Origin of the sequence: Streptococcus sp. 2579 (genome assembly GCF_013277195.1) — a bacterium.
Lineage (GTDB): Bacteria > Bacillota > Bacilli > Lactobacillales > Streptococcaceae > Streptococcus.
On the sequence record NZ_VMMM01000006.1, the window covers coordinates 125,798 to 144,490 of the forward strand.

Genomic DNA, 18,693 nt, shown 5'->3' on the forward strand with positions numbered 1-18,693 from the left:
GATGGTTATCAGAGTATTTGATCAGCAGAAAAATGCTTATTCTAGCTTCGCCTTAGAGGAATTAAGTTACTATATGAATCGGGTCTTTAAGACTGACATAGAACTTGTCGAGGAGAAGGAAGCGGATATTTTTGTAGGATTAGTCAATAAAGAGGATAGAAAAGACCATGTTCTTATCTCATTAGACAAGGGTAAGGGGAGAATTGAGTCTAATACAATTGTAGGTTTACTTATTGGAATTTACCGAATGTTTCATGAATTTGGGGTTGTGTATACTAGACCAGGGCGCGGACATGACTTTGTTCCAGAGCTACGATTTGAAGATTTTTTAGATAAAGAGCTATCTATAGATGAAACAGCCAGTTACTATCATAGGGGAGTATGTATAGAGGGAGCGGATTCATTTGAAAATATACTAGATTTCATTGATTGGCTACCTAAGATTGGAATGAACAGTTTTTTCATCCAGTTTGAAAATCCTTACTCTTTTTTGAAACGTTGGTATGAACATGAGTTTAATCCATACCTAAATAAAGAAAAATTCTCAAATGAATTAGTACAAGAATTGAGTGATAGGTTGGATAAAGAATTGCAAAAAAGAGGTCTTATTCATCATCGTGTTGGTCATGGATGGACAGGTGAGGTTTTAGGCTACTCTTCAAAATTTGGCTGGGAATCAGGTCTTAGTATTTCAGAGGAGAAGAAACCCTATGTCGCTGAAATAAACGGGAAACGAGAATTATTTAATACGGCTCCAATTTTAACCAGTCTGGATTTTTCAAATCCAGATGTGGCGGATAAGATGGTAGAAATTATCAAGGATTATGCCAAGAAAAGACCTGATGTGAATTACTTACATGTATGGTTGTCGGATGCTCGTAATAATATTTGTGAATGCGAAAACTGTAGACAAGAATTGGTTTCGGATCAGTATATTCGTATTCTCAATCAATTGGATAGGGCTTTAACGAGTGAGGGATTAGATACAAAGATTTGTTTCCTACTTTACCATGAGTTGTTATGGGCGCCTCAGAAAGAAAAATTAGATAATCCTGAACGCTTTACCATGATGTTTGCACCGATTACAAGAACATTTGAAATGAGTTATGCAGATGTAGATTTTGACAATTCCATACCTACGCCTAAACCTTATCTGCGTAATAAAATTATACTTCCGAATTCTCTTGAGGAAAATTTATCTTATCTTTTTGAATGGCAAAAAACATTTAAAGGAGATAGTTTCGTATATGACTATCCTTTAGGGCGTGCTCATTATGGCGATTTAGGCTATATGAAAATTAGTCAAACTATTTACAAAGATGTATCTTATCTGTCAAACCTACATTTGAATGGGTACATTTCGTGTCAAGAATTACGTGCCGGATTCCCTCATAATTTTCCTAATTATGTTATGGGGCAAATGCTCTGGAAGAAGACAAGAAGTTATGAAGAATTGATTGAAGAATACTTTTCTGCCTTGTATGGATCAAATTGGCAGTCTGTTGTTGAATATTTAGAAAAATTATCTAGTTATTCCTCATGTGATTATTTTAATGCAATTGGCAGTCGTCAAAATGATGTTTTAGCGAATCATTATTATATAGCTTACAATCTAGCTGATAATTTTTTACCAATTATTGAGGAAAATATTTCTAAGTTATTAAATAGTCAAAAGGATGAATGGAAACAGCTCAGTTATCATCGTGAATATGTTGTTAAGATGGCGAAGGCTTTATATCTTCAAGCAACTGGAAAAACAAGGCAAGCTCAAGATGAGTGGAAAAATGTTTTGAATTATATCCGTGGGCACGAATTACTATTCCAATCTAATTTGGATGTTTATCGTGTAATTGAAGTAGCAAAAAATTACGCTGGTTTTCACTTATAAATCATAAGTATAGAAAATGAACCAAGGTATTCAGAGAAGATTGATCCTAAATATTATGAAATTTAAGGATTTTTAAGATATTTAGGGTCGACTTTCTATTTATATCGTAGCGAAGTCATTTTAATAATGATGTGTAAAAGATGGCTCAAGATTGAGGAGGAAGAAAGATGAAATCAAAAGAAGAAGTAAATATGCTTGGTTTTACAATTGTCGCTTACGCAGGAGATGCAAGGTCAGATTTGATGGATGCTTTGGCGTTTGCGAGAGATGGATATTTTGAACAGGCAAGAGAATTGGTTGAGTCTGCAAACGACTCAATAGTGTCTGCCCATCGAGAACAGACTAATTTATTAGCGGAGGAGGCATCTGGAGATAATTTTGAAGTGAGTTTTATCATGATTCATGGTCAAGATACCTTGATGACAACGATGCTATTGTATGATCAGGTAAAGTTTTTTATTGATGAATATGAACGAATTCGAAAGATTGAAGAACATATTGGTTTGCAATGAGGATTAGTCATGGAAAATTTACAGGTTAAAGCCTTACCGAAGGAGTTTTTATTAGGAGCTGCTACCGCTGCTTATCAAGTAGAGGGTGCAACTAGGGTAGATGGCAAAGGAATAAACATGTGGGATGTTTATTTGCAAGAAAATAGTCCGTTCTTACCAGATCCAGCTAGTGATTTTTATTATCGTTACGAAGAAGATATAGCCTTGGCGGCAGAACATGGTTTGCAGGCTTTGCGTTTATCTATTTCCTGGGTTCGTATATTTCCTGATATAGATGGGGATGCTAATATATTGGCTGTTCGTTATTACCATAGAGTCTTTCAGTCCTGCTTAAAACATAATGTGATTCCGTTTGTTTCTTTACATCATTTTGATTCGCCTCAGAAAATGTTAGAAACAGGGGATTGGTTGAATAGAGAGAATATTGATCGTTTCATACGATATGCTCGTTTTTGTTTCCAAGAATTTACAGAAGTCAAGCATTGGTTTACAATCAATGAACTGATGTCTCTTGCTGCAGGCCAATACATAGGAGGTCAGTTTCCTCCGAATCATCATTTTCAATTATCTGAAGCAATTCAAGCAAATCATAACATGTTGTTGGCGCATGCTCTTGCAGTCCTCGAATTTCATCAATTAGGGATTGAGGGAAAGGTAGGTTGTATTCATGCTTTAAAACCAGGCTATCCTATTGATGGGCAAAAAGAAAATATTTTGGCAGCTAAACGGTATGATGTTTATAATAATAAATTTCTATTAGATGGAACTTTTTTGGGCTACTACAGTGATGACACGCTTTTTCACTTGAATCAAATATTGGAAGCTAATAATTCTAGCTTTATTATTGAAGATGGTGATTTAGAAATTATGAAAAGAGCTGCACCTCTTAATACGATGTTTGGGATGAATTATTATCGTTCAGAATTTATTAGTGAATACAAAGGTGAAAATAGACAAGAATTTAATTCAACAGGAATAAAAGGACAGTCCTCTTTTAAATTAAATGCTCTAGGTGAATTTGTAAAAAAGCCTGGTATTCCGACAACAGATTGGGATTGGAATATTTATCCTCAAGGCTTATTTGATATGTTGCTTCGTATCAAAGAAGAATATCCTCAACATCCGGTCATTTATTTAACGGAAAATGGTACAGCCCTTAAAGAGGTTAAGCCAGAGGGCGAGAATGATATTATTGATGACAGTAAGAGAATCCGTTATATTGAGCAACATTTACACAAAGTTTTAGAGGCTCGAAATAGGGGAGTCAATATTCAAGGCTATTTTATATGGTCTTTGCAAGATCAATTTTCTTGGGCGAATGGCTACAATAAGCGATATGGTCTTTTCTTTGTTGATTATGAAACACAGAAGAGATATATTAAGAAAAGTGCTCTTTGGGTAAAAGGGCTAAAACGGAATTAAGGTTAGCGATTTGAATGATGTTTAATATGTTTTAAATATGAGGTTGAATTTTTTATAGGAGGAGTTTTATGGATAAGCTAGTCGCTGCCATTGAAAAGCAACAAGGGAAATTTGAAAAAATTTCTACTAATAATTATATGATGGCTATTAAAGATGGATTCATTGCTACTATGCCTTTAATTATGTTTTCAAGCTTTTTGATGATTATTATTATGATTCCTAAAAATTTCGGAGTAGAGTTACCGAGTCCAGCTATTGCCTGGATGAGGAAAGTATATATGCTAACCATGGGAGTTTTGGGTGTTATTGTTTCAGGGACAGTTGCAAAGTCATTGGCTGGAAATGTTAATAGAAAAATGCCTCCTGGAAAGGTAATAAATGATACTTCTGCAATGTTGGCGGCCATATGTAGTTATCTGGTATTAACTGTAACGCTTGTAGTTGATGAGAAGACGGGATCTACAAGTTTGTCGACAAACTATTTAGGATCTCAAGGATTGATAACTTCGTTTGTCAGTGCCTTTATTACTGTAAATGTTTACCGATTCTGTATTAAGCGAGACATTACTATTTATTTACCTAAGGAAGTTCCTGGGGCTATATCACAAGCTTTTAGAGATATTTTTCCTTTTTCTTTTATTTTACTTATTAGTGGTTTGTTAGATATTGTATCTCGGTTTAGTTTAGATGTTCCTTTTGCCCAAGTATTTCAACAACTATTGACCCCTATTTTTAAGGGAGCAGAATCATATCCTGCTATGATGTTGATTTGGTTTATGTGTGCTTTGCTTTGGTTTGTTGGAATTCATGGACCATCTATTGTCTTACCTGCTGTTACAGCTTTACAACTAAGCAATATGGAAGAGAATGCTCAACTCCTTGCAAATGGGCAGTTCCCTTATCATTCTTTAACACCTAATTTCGGGAATTATATCGCTGCTATCGGAGGAACGGGGGCTACCTTTGTTGTACCATTTATTTTGATTTTCTTTATGCGGTCTAAACAATTAAAATCGGTAGGTAAAGCTACAATTACTCCTGTTTTATTTGCGGTAAATGAACCTCTTCTATTTGGTATGCCTGTTATTTTGAATCCCTATCTTTTTGTCCCTTTTTTGATGACTCCACCAGTGAATGTATTTCTAGGAAAGGTCTTTATTGATTTCTTTGGAATGAATGGATTTTATATCCAGTTACCTTGGGCCTTTCCTGGACCCTTGGGATTGTTAATTGGAACGAATTTTCAACCTATCTCCTTTGTATTTTTATTTTTGATTTTAGTTGTCGACATATTGATTTATTTGCCATTCTGTAGAGCGTATGATAGACAGTTACTGATGAAAGAAGATGTTGCAAGTTCAAATGATATTATTTTAGAGGAGGATACAAGTGAAATAATGCCTGGTGAGTTAGATGAAATAAAAAGTAAGGAGTTGAAAGTACTGGTTCTTTGTGCAGGATCTGGAACAAGTGCGCAATTAGCCAATGCAATTAACGAGGGCGCTCAATTAGCAGAAGTTAGAGTGATTGCGAATTCAGGAGCGTACGGAGCTCACTATGATATTATGGGTGTTTATGATTTGATCATTCTGGCTCCACAAGTTCGGAGTTATTATAGAGAGATGAAGGTGGATGCAGAAAGATTAGGTATTCAGATAGTTGCTACCAGAGGAATGGAATATATTCATTTAACAAAGAATCCAAGTAAAGCCTTACAATTTGTATTGGAGCATTACCAAGCTGTGTAGTAAGTTTTTCCATCTTTTATTTGAGTAAGGACTTTGCTTACAGACAGGCTTGGATTTAAAAACGTTCCCCCTTTTTAATATAAAAATCCCTCTTTCACAATTGTAAAAAGAGGGATTTTGTATTTTATCTCTTAGACCAAGTTCTCTTCATAAAGAGAAGTAAGATAGGATAAATCTCCAAGCGCCCTGCAATCATTGCAAAGGAGAGGAGGATTTTTGAGATAGGGCTAAAGATTGAGAAACTAGAAGTGGTTCCTAGGATAGGTCCGATATTATTGAAACAGCTAAAGACAGCGCTGGTCACAACCAGAAAATCATTGCTATCTAGGCTGACAATGAAGATAAGCGCTAGCAAAATCATAGAATAGATGACAAAGTACTTGAGAATCTTATGCTGGGTATCTTTGTCAATCACCGTTTTATTAACATGGAGGGTCAAAACACGGTGGGGCGATAGGATTGACAAAATTTGGTTTTTGGCAATTTTTGAAAGGATGAGGCCTCGAATAATCTTGAGTCCACCTGCAGTTGATCCAGCAGAGCCACCGATTACCATGAGGAAGAGGAGGATAAACTGGGAGAAGAGGGGCCAGTTGGTAATATCTCCGTATCCAAAACCAGTTGTTGTAATGATGTTGGAAACCTGGAAGAAGGCCATTTCAAAGCTCTTTGAAAATCCTGGGTAGAGATAGAGGGTATTGAGGCTAATCAATCCTGTAGAAAGCAGTACAATGACCAAGTAAGCACGAAGTTCCTCGTCACCAAAGAAGGCTTTGACGCGACGGAGCATGAGGTAGTAGTAGAGGTTGAAATTCACCCCAAACACCAGAACTCCGATACTAACCAGATAGGTAATCAATGAGCTGCCATAGTGAGCAATTCCGTCGTTATAGACGGTAAATCCTCCTGTACCTGCTGTTCCCATGGCAATGACAAAACTATCAAATAGGGGCATACCAGCTAGATAATAGATGATGACAAAGAGGGAGAAGAGAGCTAGATAAAGGAGATAGAGAATCTGGGCAGTATTTTTGAGTTTGGATACAACCTTACCGAAGACGGGACCAGGAACCTCAGCCTTCATCACTTCTAGGTGGCTATTTTTGGCATTGTCCATAATAGCAAGTGCAAAAACAAGCACTCCCATCCCTCCAATCAAGTGGGTAAAACTTCGCCAGAAGAGGAGGGAACGACTGAGGACCGAAACGTCGTTCAGAATAGTTGCTCCGGTAGTTGTAAAGCCAGAACTGATCTCAAAAAAGGCATCTATAACACTGGGAATTTGTCTAGCAAAGACAAAGGGGAGACCGCCAAAGAAAGACCAAAGGATCCAACAGAGGGCCACAATTAAGACTCCCTCCTTGGCATAAATCCGTTGATTTTTTGGCTTTTGTAAAATTCCTGAACCGCCTAGTAATACGAGAATCCCAATGGTCGAAAAGAGGGCTGTAAAGACTTGGCTCGATTCACGGTAATAGACAGCGACAGACACAGGAACCAAGAGGAGAACAGCTTCAATCAAAAGTAACTTTGAAAGGAGGTAACGAATCATACTTTTATTCATTTCTTACCTCGCGATTAAGTCATAAATCTTGGTGATGTTTGGCAACAAGGTTGTTACTAGGAGCTTGTCTCCAACTTCCAACATATCCTCCCCAGTAGGGAAAATAGTCTTGCCCTTTCGAATGATGGCTGCAATAAGAACTCCTTTTTTTAGTTTCAGTTGAGAAAGAGGTTTGGCAGTCATTTTATTGGCTTCCTTGATATGGAATTGCAGGGTTTCGATTTGGCCATTGGCTAGATGGTGCATGGCTTGAAGGTCTGAATACTGGGCATTAACACGACCACGAATAAAGTGCATAATCGTATCTACAGCGATGCTTTTAGGTGTGATGATACTTGAAAAATCAGGCGCATTGATAATTTCGAGGAGACTGGTACGATTGACCTTGGTAATATTTTTCTGTACACCTACCCTGTCAAGGAACATCGAAGTAATCAGATTTTCCTCATCGACTCCTGTTAGAGTCGCAACGGCATCATAGTTTTGAGCACTTTCTTCTAGCAGAATATCTTTTGCGGTACCATCTCCTTGAACGATGTAGAGATTAGGGAATTTCTCACTAAAGAAACGTGCCCTTTCAGAGTTAATCTCGATGACTTTGGTATCGATACGACTGTCTTTGAGAATACCTAGTAGATAATAGGCAATTCTACCTGCTCCAACGATGAGAAGGCTCTTCACAGCACGAGATTTGAAATAATTATGGAAGAGCATCATATCAACACGGTTACCAGTGACAAAGATTCTATCTTTATCATGTATGGTCATATCACCACTTGGGATGATAATTTGATGATCCCTCTCTATGGCGCAGACAATGACGTTGCCAAATTTTTTCCGAAAATCAGAAATGGGCATTTGGCAAAGACCGCTAGTGGATTTGACGACAAATTCCATGAGGCTAACGCGTCCACCAGCAAAGCGTTCGACAGATAGAGCGTTGGGAAAGTCAATGATGTTGGCGATAGCGCGGGCAGCCAAGAGCTCAGGGTTAACGATAAGAGAAAAACCGAGAATATTCTTTTCCTTGAAATAAGAGTTAGAATATTCAGGGTTCCGCACCCGAACGATGGTCTCTTTAGCTCCCATTTTTTTGGCTAAAACGGCTGCAATCATGTTGACTTCATCGTATTCAGTCAGGGCGATAAAGATATCACAATCCTGGACACTGGCTTGCTCAAGGATGGTAAAATCGGCCCCGTTACCAAGGATACCCATGATATCAAAGCGATTGACAATATGATTGAGGACAGCTTCGTCTTGCTCAATCAGCAAAACATCATGCTTTTCTGCAACCAAGGAGCGACAGAGGGCAGAACCAACTTTTCCCCCTCCGACAAGGATAATTTTCATAATAAAACCTACTTCTTCATTATGTAACTATCATACCTTTTTTCAAGAAAAAATGCACCTACTAGCTAATAACCAGAGTTTTTAGTAGGAAATTTGCTATAAGGTAAAACTATACCCTAATCAATTGAAATAGCTATTAGCACCTTTCTCTGAAATATGGTATGATAAAGGATATACAAGGAGATAAAATGAATAATAATTTACTGGTATTACAATCAGACTTTGGTCTGGTTGATGGTGCGGTATCGGCTATGATTGGAGTGGCTTTAGAAGAATCTCCAACCTTAAAAATTCATCACTTGACGCACGATATCACGCCTTATAATATTTTTGAGGGGAGTTACCGTCTCTTTCAGACGGTGGATTACTGGCCTGAGGGAACGACATTTGTATCGGTGGTCGATCCAGGTGTTGGCTCGAAACGTAAGAGTGTGGTTGCCAAGACTGCAAAAAATCAATATATTGTCACGCCAGATAATGGGACTCTTTCTTTTATCAAGAAACACGTTGGTATTGTAGCCATTCGTGAAATTTCTGAGGTAGCTAATAGGCGTCAAAACACAGAGCATTCTTATACCTTCCACGGTCGTGATGTTTATGCTTATACTGGTGCTAAACTAGCCAGCGGTCACATTACTTTTGAGGAAGTGGGGCCAGAGCTCAGTGTGGATCAGATTGTGGAACTTCCAGTCGTAGAGACCATCATTGAAGATCATCGGGTGAAGGGAGCTATTGATATTCTGGATGTGCGTTTTGGTTCGCTTTGGACCTCTATCACGCGAGAAGAGTTTTACAAGCTGGAACCAGCATTCGGTGACCGTTTTGAAGTGACTATCTATCACGCTGATATGCTGGTCTATCAAAATCAGGTTGTCTATGGTAAATCATTTGCAGATGTGAGAATTGGGCAACCCATCCTTTACATCAACTCTCTCTATCGTTTAGGTTTGGCTATCAATCAAGGTTCCTTTGCCAAGGCCTATAATGTGGGTGTCGGTTCATCTTGGACTATTGAAATAAAGAAAATAGAATCATAAAATAGGAGAATAAATAGTATGGAAATCAAATTTACAATTAAACAAGTTGTTGCTGTCGGAATTGGCGCTGCCCTCTTTGTCGTCATCGGGATGATCAACATTCCGACCCCTGTTCCAAATACAAGCATCCAGCTTCAGTATGCGGTACAAGCGCTACTTTCTATTATTTTTGGACCGATTATCGGTTTGCTTGTCGGGTTGATTGGTCATGCAATCAAGGACTCTCTTGCTGGCTATGGTCTATGGTGGACTTGGATTATCGCTAGCGGCCTCTTTGGTTTAGTTGTGGGACTTTTTAGAAAGTACGTTCGAGTGATCAATGGTGTCTTTGACTGGAAAGATATTCTTATTTTTAACCTCATTCAACTACTTGCAAATGCCCTTGTTTGGGGTGTCTTGGCGCCACTTGGAGATGTTGTGATTTATCAAGAAGCGGCAGAAAAAGTATTTGCCCAAGGGATTGTTGCGGGAATTGCTAATGGTGTATCTGTAGCTATTGCAGGAACTCTTCTCTTGCTTGCCTATGCGGGAACTCAAACTCGTGCAGGAAGTTTGAAAAAGGACTAAAATGATGGGGAAGGCTGGACAACCAGTCTTTTTCGATGTTTATAGATTAGTTAGGAAAGTAAGCTAGGATAGGAATCTTTTTGGCGCTAAGATTTTAAGAGAAGAGACTGCAAGAAGGGTTCGATTTATGATAAAATAGAAGTCTAAGAAGCGAATGAAGAGAGTAAGATGAAAGAAGCTATAATTGAGTGGAAGGATTTCTCTTTCCGGTATGAAACACAACAAGAACCGACCTTGCAAGGGGTAGACTTGACCATTTACAAGGGAGAGAAAGTCTTAATTGTTGGACCATCTGGGTCAGGTAAATCTACCTTGGGTCAGTGTTTGAATGGTATTATTCCCAATATTTACAAGGGTCAGATGTCTGGAGAATTTTTGATCAAGAGTCAAGCAGCCTTTGATATGAGCATCTATGATAAATCTCATTTAGTCAGCACAGTTTTACAGGATACAGATGGGCAGTTTATCGGCTTGTCCGTGGCAGAAGATTTGGCTTTTGCTCTGGAAAATGATGTGACAGCCCTAGAAGAGATGAAAAGCCGTGTTCATAAATGGGCTGAAAAGCTGGACCTTCTTTCTTTACTGTCTCAGCGTCCCCAGGATTTGTCAGGTGGACAAAAGCAGCGAGTCAGTCTGGCTGGTGTCTTGATTGATGAGAGTCCGATTCTCTTGTTTGATGAGCCACTCGCCAATCTGGATCCCAAGTCAGGTCAGGATATTATCGAATTGATTGATCAGATTCATAAGGAGGAGGGGACGACGACTCTTATTATCGAGCACCGTTTGGAGGACGTTCTGCATCGTCCTGTGGATCGGATTGTCTTGATAAACGATGGCCGTATCCTCTTTAATGGGAGTCCTGATCAGTTATTGGCGACTGACCTGTTGACCCAAAATGGAATTCGAGAACCCCTTTATCTAACCACTTTACGTCAATTAGGTGTGGATTTAGCTAAAGAAGAACAATTAGCAAATTTGGACAACTTGTCCATCTCAAAAGGCCAGGTTCAGTTGCAGACTGAATTGGTAAAAGAGATACCAGATTTGCAGTCACTTTTTAGACTAGATGATGTGTCTTTTTCTTATGATGATAGACCGATTTTGAAATCCATTCATCTGGATATTAAAAAGGGCGAAAAGATTGCCATTGTCGGAAAAAATGGAGCAGGGAAATCAACCCTTGCCAAGGCCTTAAGTAGCTTTATTCAGACGGAAGGCCGCTATCTTTGGGAAGGACAGGATATAAAAGGCGATTCTGTTGCAGAGCGGGCGGAACGAGTAGGCTATGTGCTACAAAATCCTAATCAAATGATTTCAACCAATATGATTTTTGATGAGGTGGCTCTGGGACTTCGTTTGCGAGGTGTGGACGAGCAGGAAATTGAAACGAGAGTCTATGAAACTTTGAAAATCTGTGGCCTCTATGAATTCCGTAATTGGCCTATTTCTGCCCTGTCATTTGGTCAGAAAAAACGTGTGACTATTGCATCAATTTTGGTCTTAGGAGCTGAAATTATCCTCTTAGATGAACCGACTGCAGGTCAAGACCAGAAGAACTATACTGAGATTATGGAATTTCTTGAAAAACTGCATCAAAAAGGTCATACCATTGTCATGATTACGCATGATATGCAATTGATGCTGGATTATTCGGATCGGGCTCTTGTCATGGTGGATGGGGAATTGATTGCCGATACTGATCCAGCTAGTCTGTTGAGCAATCCTGAACTGTTAGTAAAAGCCAACCTAAAAGAAACTTCAATCTTCAACTTGGCCAAGAAACTAGACGTGGATCCACTTGCTTTAACGGCATTTTACAAAGAAAGGAGAGAAGGATGCAAGCTAAATTAATCGGTTACCAGCATAGAGATACTGTGATTCATCGCTTGTCAGGAGCTGGGAAACTCCTTTTTTTCATCCTCGTGTCATCGGCGGCTATGATTAGCTATGATACCAGACTGCTTGTTCTGATTGCCATCTTTTCGGTCTTTCTCCTCTATTTGTCAGAAATCCGCTTTAAAGATGTTTCCTTTGTGGCCGTTTTTGCGACGGTATTTGCCGTTTTAAACGTTTTGATGGTCTATCTCTTTTCTCCCGAGTATGGGGTTGGACTTTATGGAGAGAGAAGTGTGATTTGGCAGGGAATCGGTGCCTACACTCTGACCAGCCAAGAGCTCTTTTATCTGCTAAATCTGGCCATTAAGTACCTTTGCACCATTCCTCTGGCTATTATCTTTTTGATGACAACCCACCCTAGTCAGTTTGCTTCCAGTTTAAATCAAATTGGTGTGCCCTATAAGATTGCCTATTCTGTCAGCCTGACCTTACGCTATATTCCAGATTTGCAGGAAGAATTCTTTAACATTAAGATGTCTCAGGAAGCGCGTGGGATAGAATTATCCAAGAAAGCTTCTCTTATGCAACGAATCAAAGGCAATCTGCGCATTATTACACCCTTGATTTTTAGCTCGCTAGAACGCATTGATACTATCGCGACCGCCATGGAGCTTCGTCGCTTTGGGAAAGAGAAAAAACGCACTTGGTATAGTTATCAGGCCTTGAAAAAAGGAGACTATCTTACCTTGCTCTTGGCAGCCTTGTTTTTAGTAGCTAGTTTACTACTTATCTTGCAGAATCAGGGACGATTTTACAACCCTTGGAAATAGCTTGAAAAAATTGAAAAAATCAAGTCGTTTCTATTGACAATGATTCTGAAAGTGTTATACTAAGAAAGTAGTTTCGCTGATTTACTTCAAACCTGTTGTGAGGTAAGTTAACGATGCCTTAACCACGCTGTTTGCTGAGCTTGACTCCGGGCAGTGTGGCTATTTTTTTGCAATGGTGAAAGGAAGCAAGTCATGACAAATCACATTGTATTATTTGAACCTCAAATTCCACAAAATACAGGCAATATCGCGCGTACTTGCGCTGCGACCAATTCTCCCCTCCACATCATCAAGCCTATGGGCTTTCCTATTGATGACCGCAAGATGAAGCGAGCTGGATTGGATTATTGGGATAAACTAGAGATTTATTTTTACGAGAGTTTGGAGGATTTCATGTCTCAGATGAAGGGCAAACTCTATCTGATCTCAAAATTTGCTGAGAAAGTGTATTCTGATGTGGATTTATCGACTGACGAAGACCATTATTTTCTCTTTGGACGCGAAGACAAGGGCTTGCCTGAGGACTTTATGCGCGAACATCCTGAGAAAGCTCTCCGTATTCCTATGAATGATGAACATGTCCGCAGTCTCAATGTGTCTAATACCGTCTGCATGATTGTCTACGAAGCCCTCCGCCAGCAGAACTTTGCAGGTCTTGAGCTTGTTCATACCTATGAAGTGGATAAATTGAAATAAAAAATGAAAATGAAAATGAACAAAATGCTTGCGCTTGCAAGCGTTTTTTGTTATGATAAAAGAGTCTTCAGGGCAGGGTGAAATTCCCGACCGGCGGTAAATTTGACTAGCTATTTTAGCTTTCTCGTCGTTGTCTTGTCTCGATATACTTTAAGTATTATCTTCGACTGCGACGCCTAGATAAATATAAAATATCTTAGCCAAATAAGTCCGCGAGCGTAAGCTGATGTGGTGAGATTCCACAACCGACAGTATAGTCTGGATGGGAGAAGACGAAAGAATAGCTTTGTCTGTTCTGATAGATTTATAGCTAAACTGTAACCGCTTGCTTGAATTTTCTTAATAGAGTGAGAGGGAAGATTTGGGATATAAAAAGTGAGAATAGATAGAGGAATCCTTTCTAACTTCTTCTGATTTTATAGAAAATTGGAGGAACCTGTTATGACAAACACACGTCGACTTTCGACCATTGCAATTCTATCAGCCATCTCATTTGTGCTGATGTACTTTGACTTTCCGCTCTTGCCAGCGGCATCCTTCCTCAAGATCGAATTTAGTATCTTGCCAGTCCTTGTGGGTCTGGTGGTCATGGATTTGCCTGCTGCTCTAGGAGTTCTCTTGCTTCGCTCACTCTTGAAACTGCTTCTTAACAGCCAGGGAGTGAATACTTACATTGGTTTGCCAATGAATATCGTAGCTTTGGGAGTTTTTGTCATCGTATTTGCTTTGATTTGGAAAAAGGAACGGACAACTCTTCGTTTCCTGCTAGGCTCTCTAGCTGGGACTATTGGTTTAACCGTGGCAATGTTGGTTCTCAACTATGTTTATGCTGTTCCTTTGTACGCTAAGTTTGCTAACTTTGATATTGGAAAAATTTTGGGACTTTCCAACTACCTAATGACCATGGTATTACCTTTTAACTTGATTGAGGGTGTAATCTTTGCCGTTTCATTCTGGTTGTTGTATGTTCTCTTGAAACCAACCTTAAAACATTATGAGAGATAAACAAACATTTTTAATGAAGGGCAGTTTTGCCCTTTTACTTTTCGTTATTCTTGGCTACATGGTCAAATTTTACCCTGACACGCTGGTCGGTTTTGACCAACCGATACAGACTGTTGTTCGAGGAGACTTGCCAGATTACTTGACTATTCTTTTCAGGACCATCACACGCTTGATTGATATTCCAGTGATTATCACTTGGGTTGTCATTACAGCTTTTATCTTTTATCGTAAGCGATGGAAGATAGAAAGTTTCTTCATGCTGGGAAATTTGGCTTTGGCAGGTTTTTTAATCGTGACCTTTAAAAATATTTATCAGCGCCCACGACCAGCTATTTTACACTTGGTTGAGGAGAAGGGATTTTCCTTCCTAAGTGGTCATTCTCTGGCTGTAACCTTGATGGTCGGCTCTCTGATTGTCATTCTCAGTCAACGGATGAAAAATCCAGTCTGGAGAAAAATCGTACAAATCGTCCTTGCTCTCTATCTAGTCAGTGTGCTGGTATCAAGGGTCTATCTGGGAGTTCACTATCCATCAGATGTTCTTGCCAGTTTCTGTGTGGGTTTGGGAGTCTTGTTTATCGAATTTCCCTTTTATGACAAGCTCCGCTTCCAATGGCGATTTAAAGGTAAGCAGAAGTGAATATCAAATTCTCTTGAGGAGAAAGAAATGAAAGTCAACATAAAAGCTCTCCATCCGACTCAACTATACTTATCAGAAAAGAAACTAGCAGGCATCCAGACACTTTATCAGTCGGCAGAAACAATCCAAGTCGATCCAATCAGTATTCTTGCATTTGGAAATTGCTTGTTGATTACAGATGGGCATCACAGGGCTTATCAGGCTTTATTGGCAGGTCGGGATACGATTTCTGCTGAGTGGGATAGAGATGGTGGTGATGAACTATATCATCTCTATGCGCAAGCTTGTGAGGAAAGAAAGATTTACTCTGTTCTGGATTTAAAAAATCATATCTTAGCTCAAGATGAGTATGAAGCAAAATGGTATAACTGGTGTGAGGGTTTTAATCAAGCAGCAACTCTCTTATTGAAAAGGAAAGCAGATGAAACGGATTTTACAAATAGATAATTCACTACGTCTTGTTCCTTATTGTAAGGTCAATCATTGTGAGGAAGCTTTTGCTTGGTATCAGAACGTGGACTTAGTTTACCTCGTAGATGGTGTGAAGAGACCTTATAGTCAAGAAACTTTGGAAGCCATGTATTCCCATTTGGATCAGCATGGTGAACTTTTTTGGATTGAAGTCAAGGAGAAGGGAGAATGGTTTCCAATTGGGGATGTTACACTATCTCAGGATAATCTCCCCATTGTGATTGGGAATCCCGCTTACCAACATCGAGGGCTTGGGAAAAAGGTTCTAAGTACTTTGATTGAATTGGCTCGAGTAAAAGGATGGAAAGAATTGAAAGTCAAGGAAATCTACACCTACAATCATGCTTCTAGGAGGTGTTTCAAGTCGCTTGGATTTGTGGGAAATGGAGCAACAGAAAAAGGAATGAGTTTTATATTGAAATTAGTTTAATCCTGTCACTTTCTCCCCCTTAACCTTTGACTATTCCGTAAAATTATCGTAAAATAAAGAGTAAATGATAAAATGAGGTCAGAGTCTGTTCGCTCTGGCGATAGTAGTATAAATGAGGAGAAACGCTTTGGAATTAGAAGTATTTGCTGGGCAAGAAAAAAGTGAACTATCTATGATTGAGGTAGCGCGTGCTATCTTGGAACTTCGTGGTCGCGATCATGAGATGCATTTTAGCGATCTTGTAAACGAAATTCAAAACTACCTTGGAACATCAAACAGCGATATCCGTGAAGCTTTGCCTTTGTTCTACACAGAGTTGAACTTTGACGGTAGCTTCATCTCACTTGGAGACAACAAATGGGGTCTTCGTTCATGGTATGGTGTGGATGAAATCGATGAAGAAATTATCGCTCTTGAGGAAAATGATGACGATGAAGTAGCACCAAAAGCTAAGAAAAAACGTGTCAATGCCTTCATGGACGGCGATTCAGATGCTATTGACTACAATACAGATGACCCAGAAGACGAAGATGCATACGAAGCAGATCCAGCTCTTTCATATGATGATGAAAATCCAGATGATGAGAAAAATGAAGTGGAAGCTTATGATGCAGAAATCAACGAAATCGCCCCTGATGACTTAGGTGAAGACGTGGATCTCAACGAAGAAGACGACGATTTTTCAGATGACGACGCTGAAACCAGCGAGGAATAAAAGTTAGCTATTGACAATTATCCTATTTTTAGGTATCATATTGTTCGGGCACCTCTTTTAGAGGTCGGGGCTCCCTAGTTCTTAGGGAGCTATTTTTGTTTTTTCAAGAAGTTATCTTCTTGTATTTTATACTCAATGAAAATNNGACTGACAAAGTCAGGAACACATATCTACGGCAAGGCGACGTTGACGCGGTTTGAAGAGATTTTCGAAGAGTATTAGTTGTGAATCTGGTGCAGTAGTCCCAGGTTATTCTTATTAGTAGGGTCTTGTTTTCTATCTCCCCTCGTAGTAAACAAGGTCTTGAGCATTTTAGAAAGAGGAATCTATGTCTACGAAATATATTTTTGTAACTGGTGGTGTGGTGTCGTCTATTGGGAAAGGGATTGTCGCAGCGAGTCTGGGCCGTCTCTTGAAAAATCGTGGTCTCAAAGTAACCATTCAAAAATTTGACCCTTATATCAATATTGATCCGGGAACCATGAGTCCTTACCAGCACGGGGAAGTTTTTGTGACAGATGACGGAGCTGAGACAGATTTGGACTTGGGTCACTATGAACGTTTCATCGATATCAATCTCAACAAATATTCCAACGTGACAACTGGGAAAATTTACAGTGAAGTGCTTCGTAAAGAACGCCGTGGAGAATACCTTGGGGCAACTGTTCAGGTCATTCCTCATATCACAGATACTTTGAAAGAAAAAATCAAGCGTGCAGCTGTAACGACAGACTCTGATGTCATTATCACAGAGGTCGGTGGAACCGTTGGAGATATCGAGTCTTTGCCATTCCTAGAGGCCCTTCGTCAGATGAAGGCAGATGTGGGGGCGGATAATGTTATGTACATCCATACAACCTTGCTTCCTTACCTCAAGGCTGCTGGTGAAATGAAGACCAAACCAACTCAGCACTCTGTAAAAGAATTGCGTGGATTGGGAATCCAACCAAATATGTTGGTTATTCGTACAGAAGAGCCAGCTGGTCAAGGAATTAAAAACAAACTGGCCCAGTTCTGTGATGTGGCACCAGAAGCCGTTATCGAATCGTTGGATGTTGAACACCTTTACCAAATTCCACTGAACTTGCAGGCACAAGGGATGGACCAAATTGTTTGTGACCATTTGAAATTAGACGCACCAGTAGCAGATATGACAGAATGGTCAGCCATGGTGGATAAGGTCATGAATCTCAAGAAACAAGTTAAAATTTCCCTTGTCGGTAAGTATGTTGAGTTGCAAGATGCCTACATCTCAGTGGTCGAAGCCTTGAAACACTCTGGTTATGCCAACGATGCAGAAGTTAAAATCAATTGGGTCAATGCCAATGATGTGACAGCAGAGAATGTGGCAGAGCTTTTGTCTGATGCGGATGGAATCATCGTACCAGGTGGTTTTGGTCAACGTGGTACGGAAGGGAAAATCCAAGCCATTCGCTATGCGCGTGAAAATGATGTTCCAATGTTAGGTGTCTGCTTGGGAATGCAGTTAACTTGTATTGAATTTGCTCGTCACGTTTTAGGTCTTGAAGGTGCCAATTCTGCAGAGCTTGCACCAGAAACAAAATACCCTATCATTGATATCATGCGTGATCAGATTGATGTTGAGGATATGGGTGGAACCCTTCGCTTGGGACTTTATCCGTCTAAACTAAAACGTGGCTCTAAGGCAGCAGCTGCTTATCACAATCAAGAAGTGGTGCAACGCCGTCACCGTCACCGCTATGAGTTTAACAACGCCTTCCGTGAGCAGTTTGAGGCAGCAGGTTTTGTCTTCTCAGGTGTTTCTCCAGACAATCGTTTGGTAGAAATCGTGGAAATTCCAGAAAATAAATTCTTTGTAGCTTGTCAGTATCACCCTGAATTGTCAAGCCGTCCAAACCGTCCAGAAGAACTCTACACTGCCTTTATTACTGCAGCGGTTGAGAACAGTAATTAGCCAAATCAGAACCTTTGAGAAGAATCTCAGAGGTTTTTTGCAT

Annotated in this window: 17 protein-coding genes and 1 riboswitch; of the genes, 15 read left to right on the forward strand and 2 right to left on the reverse strand. The window is 39.6% G+C overall.

The features are described from left to right. The first annotated feature begins 1 nt into the window (after position 1). The 4 genes from HT725_RS03510 to HT725_RS03525 all read left to right on the forward strand — a co-directional run bounded on the left by HT725_RS03510 (position 2) and on the right by HT725_RS03525 (position 5,570). The gene (locus HT725_RS03510) at positions 2-1,888 is read left to right on the forward strand and encodes a DUF4838 domain-containing protein (RefSeq protein ID WP_173253085.1); all 1,887 of its coding nucleotides are present in this window, start codon (positions 2-4) and stop codon (positions 1,886-1,888) included. Between the two features lie 167 nt (positions 1,889-2,055). Further along, positions 2,056-2,400: a PTS lactose/cellobiose transporter subunit IIA gene (locus HT725_RS03515; protein ID WP_050269811.1), complete on the forward strand. Its 345-nt coding sequence runs from the start codon at positions 2,056-2,058 to the stop codon at positions 2,398-2,400. Between the two features lie 9 nt (positions 2,401-2,409). Next, positions 2,410-3,822, forward strand: a complete 1,413-nt coding sequence (gene lacG, locus HT725_RS03520; RefSeq protein WP_173253086.1) for a 6-phospho-beta-galactosidase — start codon at positions 2,410-2,412, stop codon at positions 3,820-3,822. A gap of 68 nt (positions 3,823-3,890) precedes the next feature. Beyond that, on the forward strand, positions 3,891-5,570 hold the full coding sequence (locus tag HT725_RS03525) for a PTS transporter subunit EIIC (protein ID WP_173217907.1): 1,680 nt from the start codon (positions 3,891-3,893) through the stop codon (positions 5,568-5,570). Positions 5,571-5,694: 124 nt separating this feature from the next. Here HT725_RS03525 and HT725_RS03530 read toward each other — a convergent pair whose 3' ends face one another. Both HT725_RS03530 and trkA read right to left on the reverse strand, forming a co-directional pair. After that, positions 5,695-7,134 (reverse strand): TrkH family potassium uptake protein, encoded by a 1,440-nt coding sequence (locus HT725_RS03530; protein ID WP_173217906.1) that lies wholly within the window; start codon positions 7,132-7,134, stop codon positions 5,695-5,697. 3 nt (positions 7,135-7,137) lie between these two features. Beyond that, the gene (gene trkA / locus HT725_RS03535) at positions 7,138-8,487 is read right to left on the reverse strand and encodes a Trk system potassium transporter TrkA (protein WP_173217904.1); all 1,350 of its coding nucleotides are present in this window, start codon (positions 8,485-8,487) and stop codon (positions 7,138-7,140) included. A gap of 188 nt (positions 8,488-8,675) precedes the next feature. Here trkA and HT725_RS03540 point away from each other — a divergent pair, with 188 nt between their 5' ends. The 11 genes from HT725_RS03540 to HT725_RS03590 all read left to right on the forward strand — a co-directional run bounded on the left by HT725_RS03540 (position 8,676) and on the right by HT725_RS03590 (position 18,650). Next, a complete protein-coding gene (locus HT725_RS03540; protein WP_173217902.1) occupies positions 8,676-9,524 on the forward strand; it encodes an S-adenosyl-l-methionine hydroxide adenosyltransferase family protein in 849 nt (282 codons plus the stop codon). A gap of 18 nt (positions 9,525-9,542) precedes the next feature. After that, positions 9,543-10,091 (forward strand): ECF-type riboflavin transporter substrate-binding protein, encoded by a 549-nt coding sequence (locus HT725_RS03545; RefSeq protein WP_000403162.1) that lies wholly within the window; start codon positions 9,543-9,545, stop codon positions 10,089-10,091. 168 nt (positions 10,092-10,259) lie between these two features. Further along, positions 10,260-11,942 carry an ABC transporter ATP-binding protein gene (locus HT725_RS03550; RefSeq protein ID WP_173253087.1) on the forward strand — a complete coding sequence of 561 codons (1,683 nt, stop codon included), beginning with the start codon at positions 10,260-10,262 and terminating at the stop codon, positions 11,940-11,942. Then, positions 11,927-12,757 (forward strand): energy-coupling factor transporter transmembrane component T, encoded by an 831-nt coding sequence (locus HT725_RS03555; protein ID WP_173253088.1) that lies wholly within the window; start codon positions 11,927-11,929, stop codon positions 12,755-12,757. The genes HT725_RS03550 and HT725_RS03555 overlap by 16 nt, the downstream gene beginning before the upstream one ends. 192 nt (positions 12,758-12,949) lie before the next feature. Further along, positions 12,950-13,453 (forward strand): tRNA (cytidine(34)-2'-O)-methyltransferase, encoded by a 504-nt coding sequence (locus HT725_RS03560; RefSeq protein WP_000181382.1) that lies wholly within the window; start codon positions 12,950-12,952, stop codon positions 13,451-13,453. 59 nt (positions 13,454-13,512) lie between these two features. Beyond that, positions 13,513-13,731, forward strand: a riboswitch (FMN riboswitch). Between the two features lie 163 nt (positions 13,732-13,894). Next, a complete protein-coding gene (locus HT725_RS03565; protein WP_084861966.1) occupies positions 13,895-14,458 on the forward strand; it encodes an ECF transporter S component in 564 nt (187 codons plus the stop codon). After that, on the forward strand, positions 14,448-15,098 hold the full coding sequence (locus HT725_RS03570; RefSeq protein ID WP_173253089.1) for a phosphatase PAP2 family protein: 651 nt from the start codon (positions 14,448-14,450) through the stop codon (positions 15,096-15,098). Before HT725_RS03565 ends, HT725_RS03570 begins: the two co-directional genes overlap by 11 nt. Positions 15,099-15,125: 27 nt before the next feature. Continuing rightward, positions 15,126-15,545 carry a chromosome partitioning protein ParB gene (locus tag HT725_RS03575; RefSeq protein ID WP_173253090.1) on the forward strand — a complete coding sequence of 140 codons (420 nt, stop codon included), beginning with the start codon at positions 15,126-15,128 and terminating at the stop codon, positions 15,543-15,545. Then, positions 15,520-15,999 (forward strand): GNAT family N-acetyltransferase, encoded by a 480-nt coding sequence (locus HT725_RS03580; protein ID WP_173253091.1) that lies wholly within the window; start codon positions 15,520-15,522, stop codon positions 15,997-15,999. The genes HT725_RS03575 and HT725_RS03580 overlap by 26 nt, the downstream gene beginning before the upstream one ends. A 127-nt stretch (positions 16,000-16,126) precedes the next feature. Beyond that, positions 16,127-16,714: a DNA-directed RNA polymerase subunit delta gene (gene rpoE, locus HT725_RS03585; RefSeq protein WP_173253092.1), complete on the forward strand. Its 588-nt coding sequence runs from the start codon at positions 16,127-16,129 to the stop codon at positions 16,712-16,714. Between the two features lie 328 nt (positions 16,715-17,042). Continuing rightward, positions 17,043-18,650, forward strand: coding sequence for a CTP synthase (locus HT725_RS03590; RefSeq protein WP_173253093.1), 1,608 nt, complete (start codon positions 17,043-17,045; stop codon positions 18,648-18,650). Positions 18,651-18,693 lie beyond the last annotated feature (43 nt).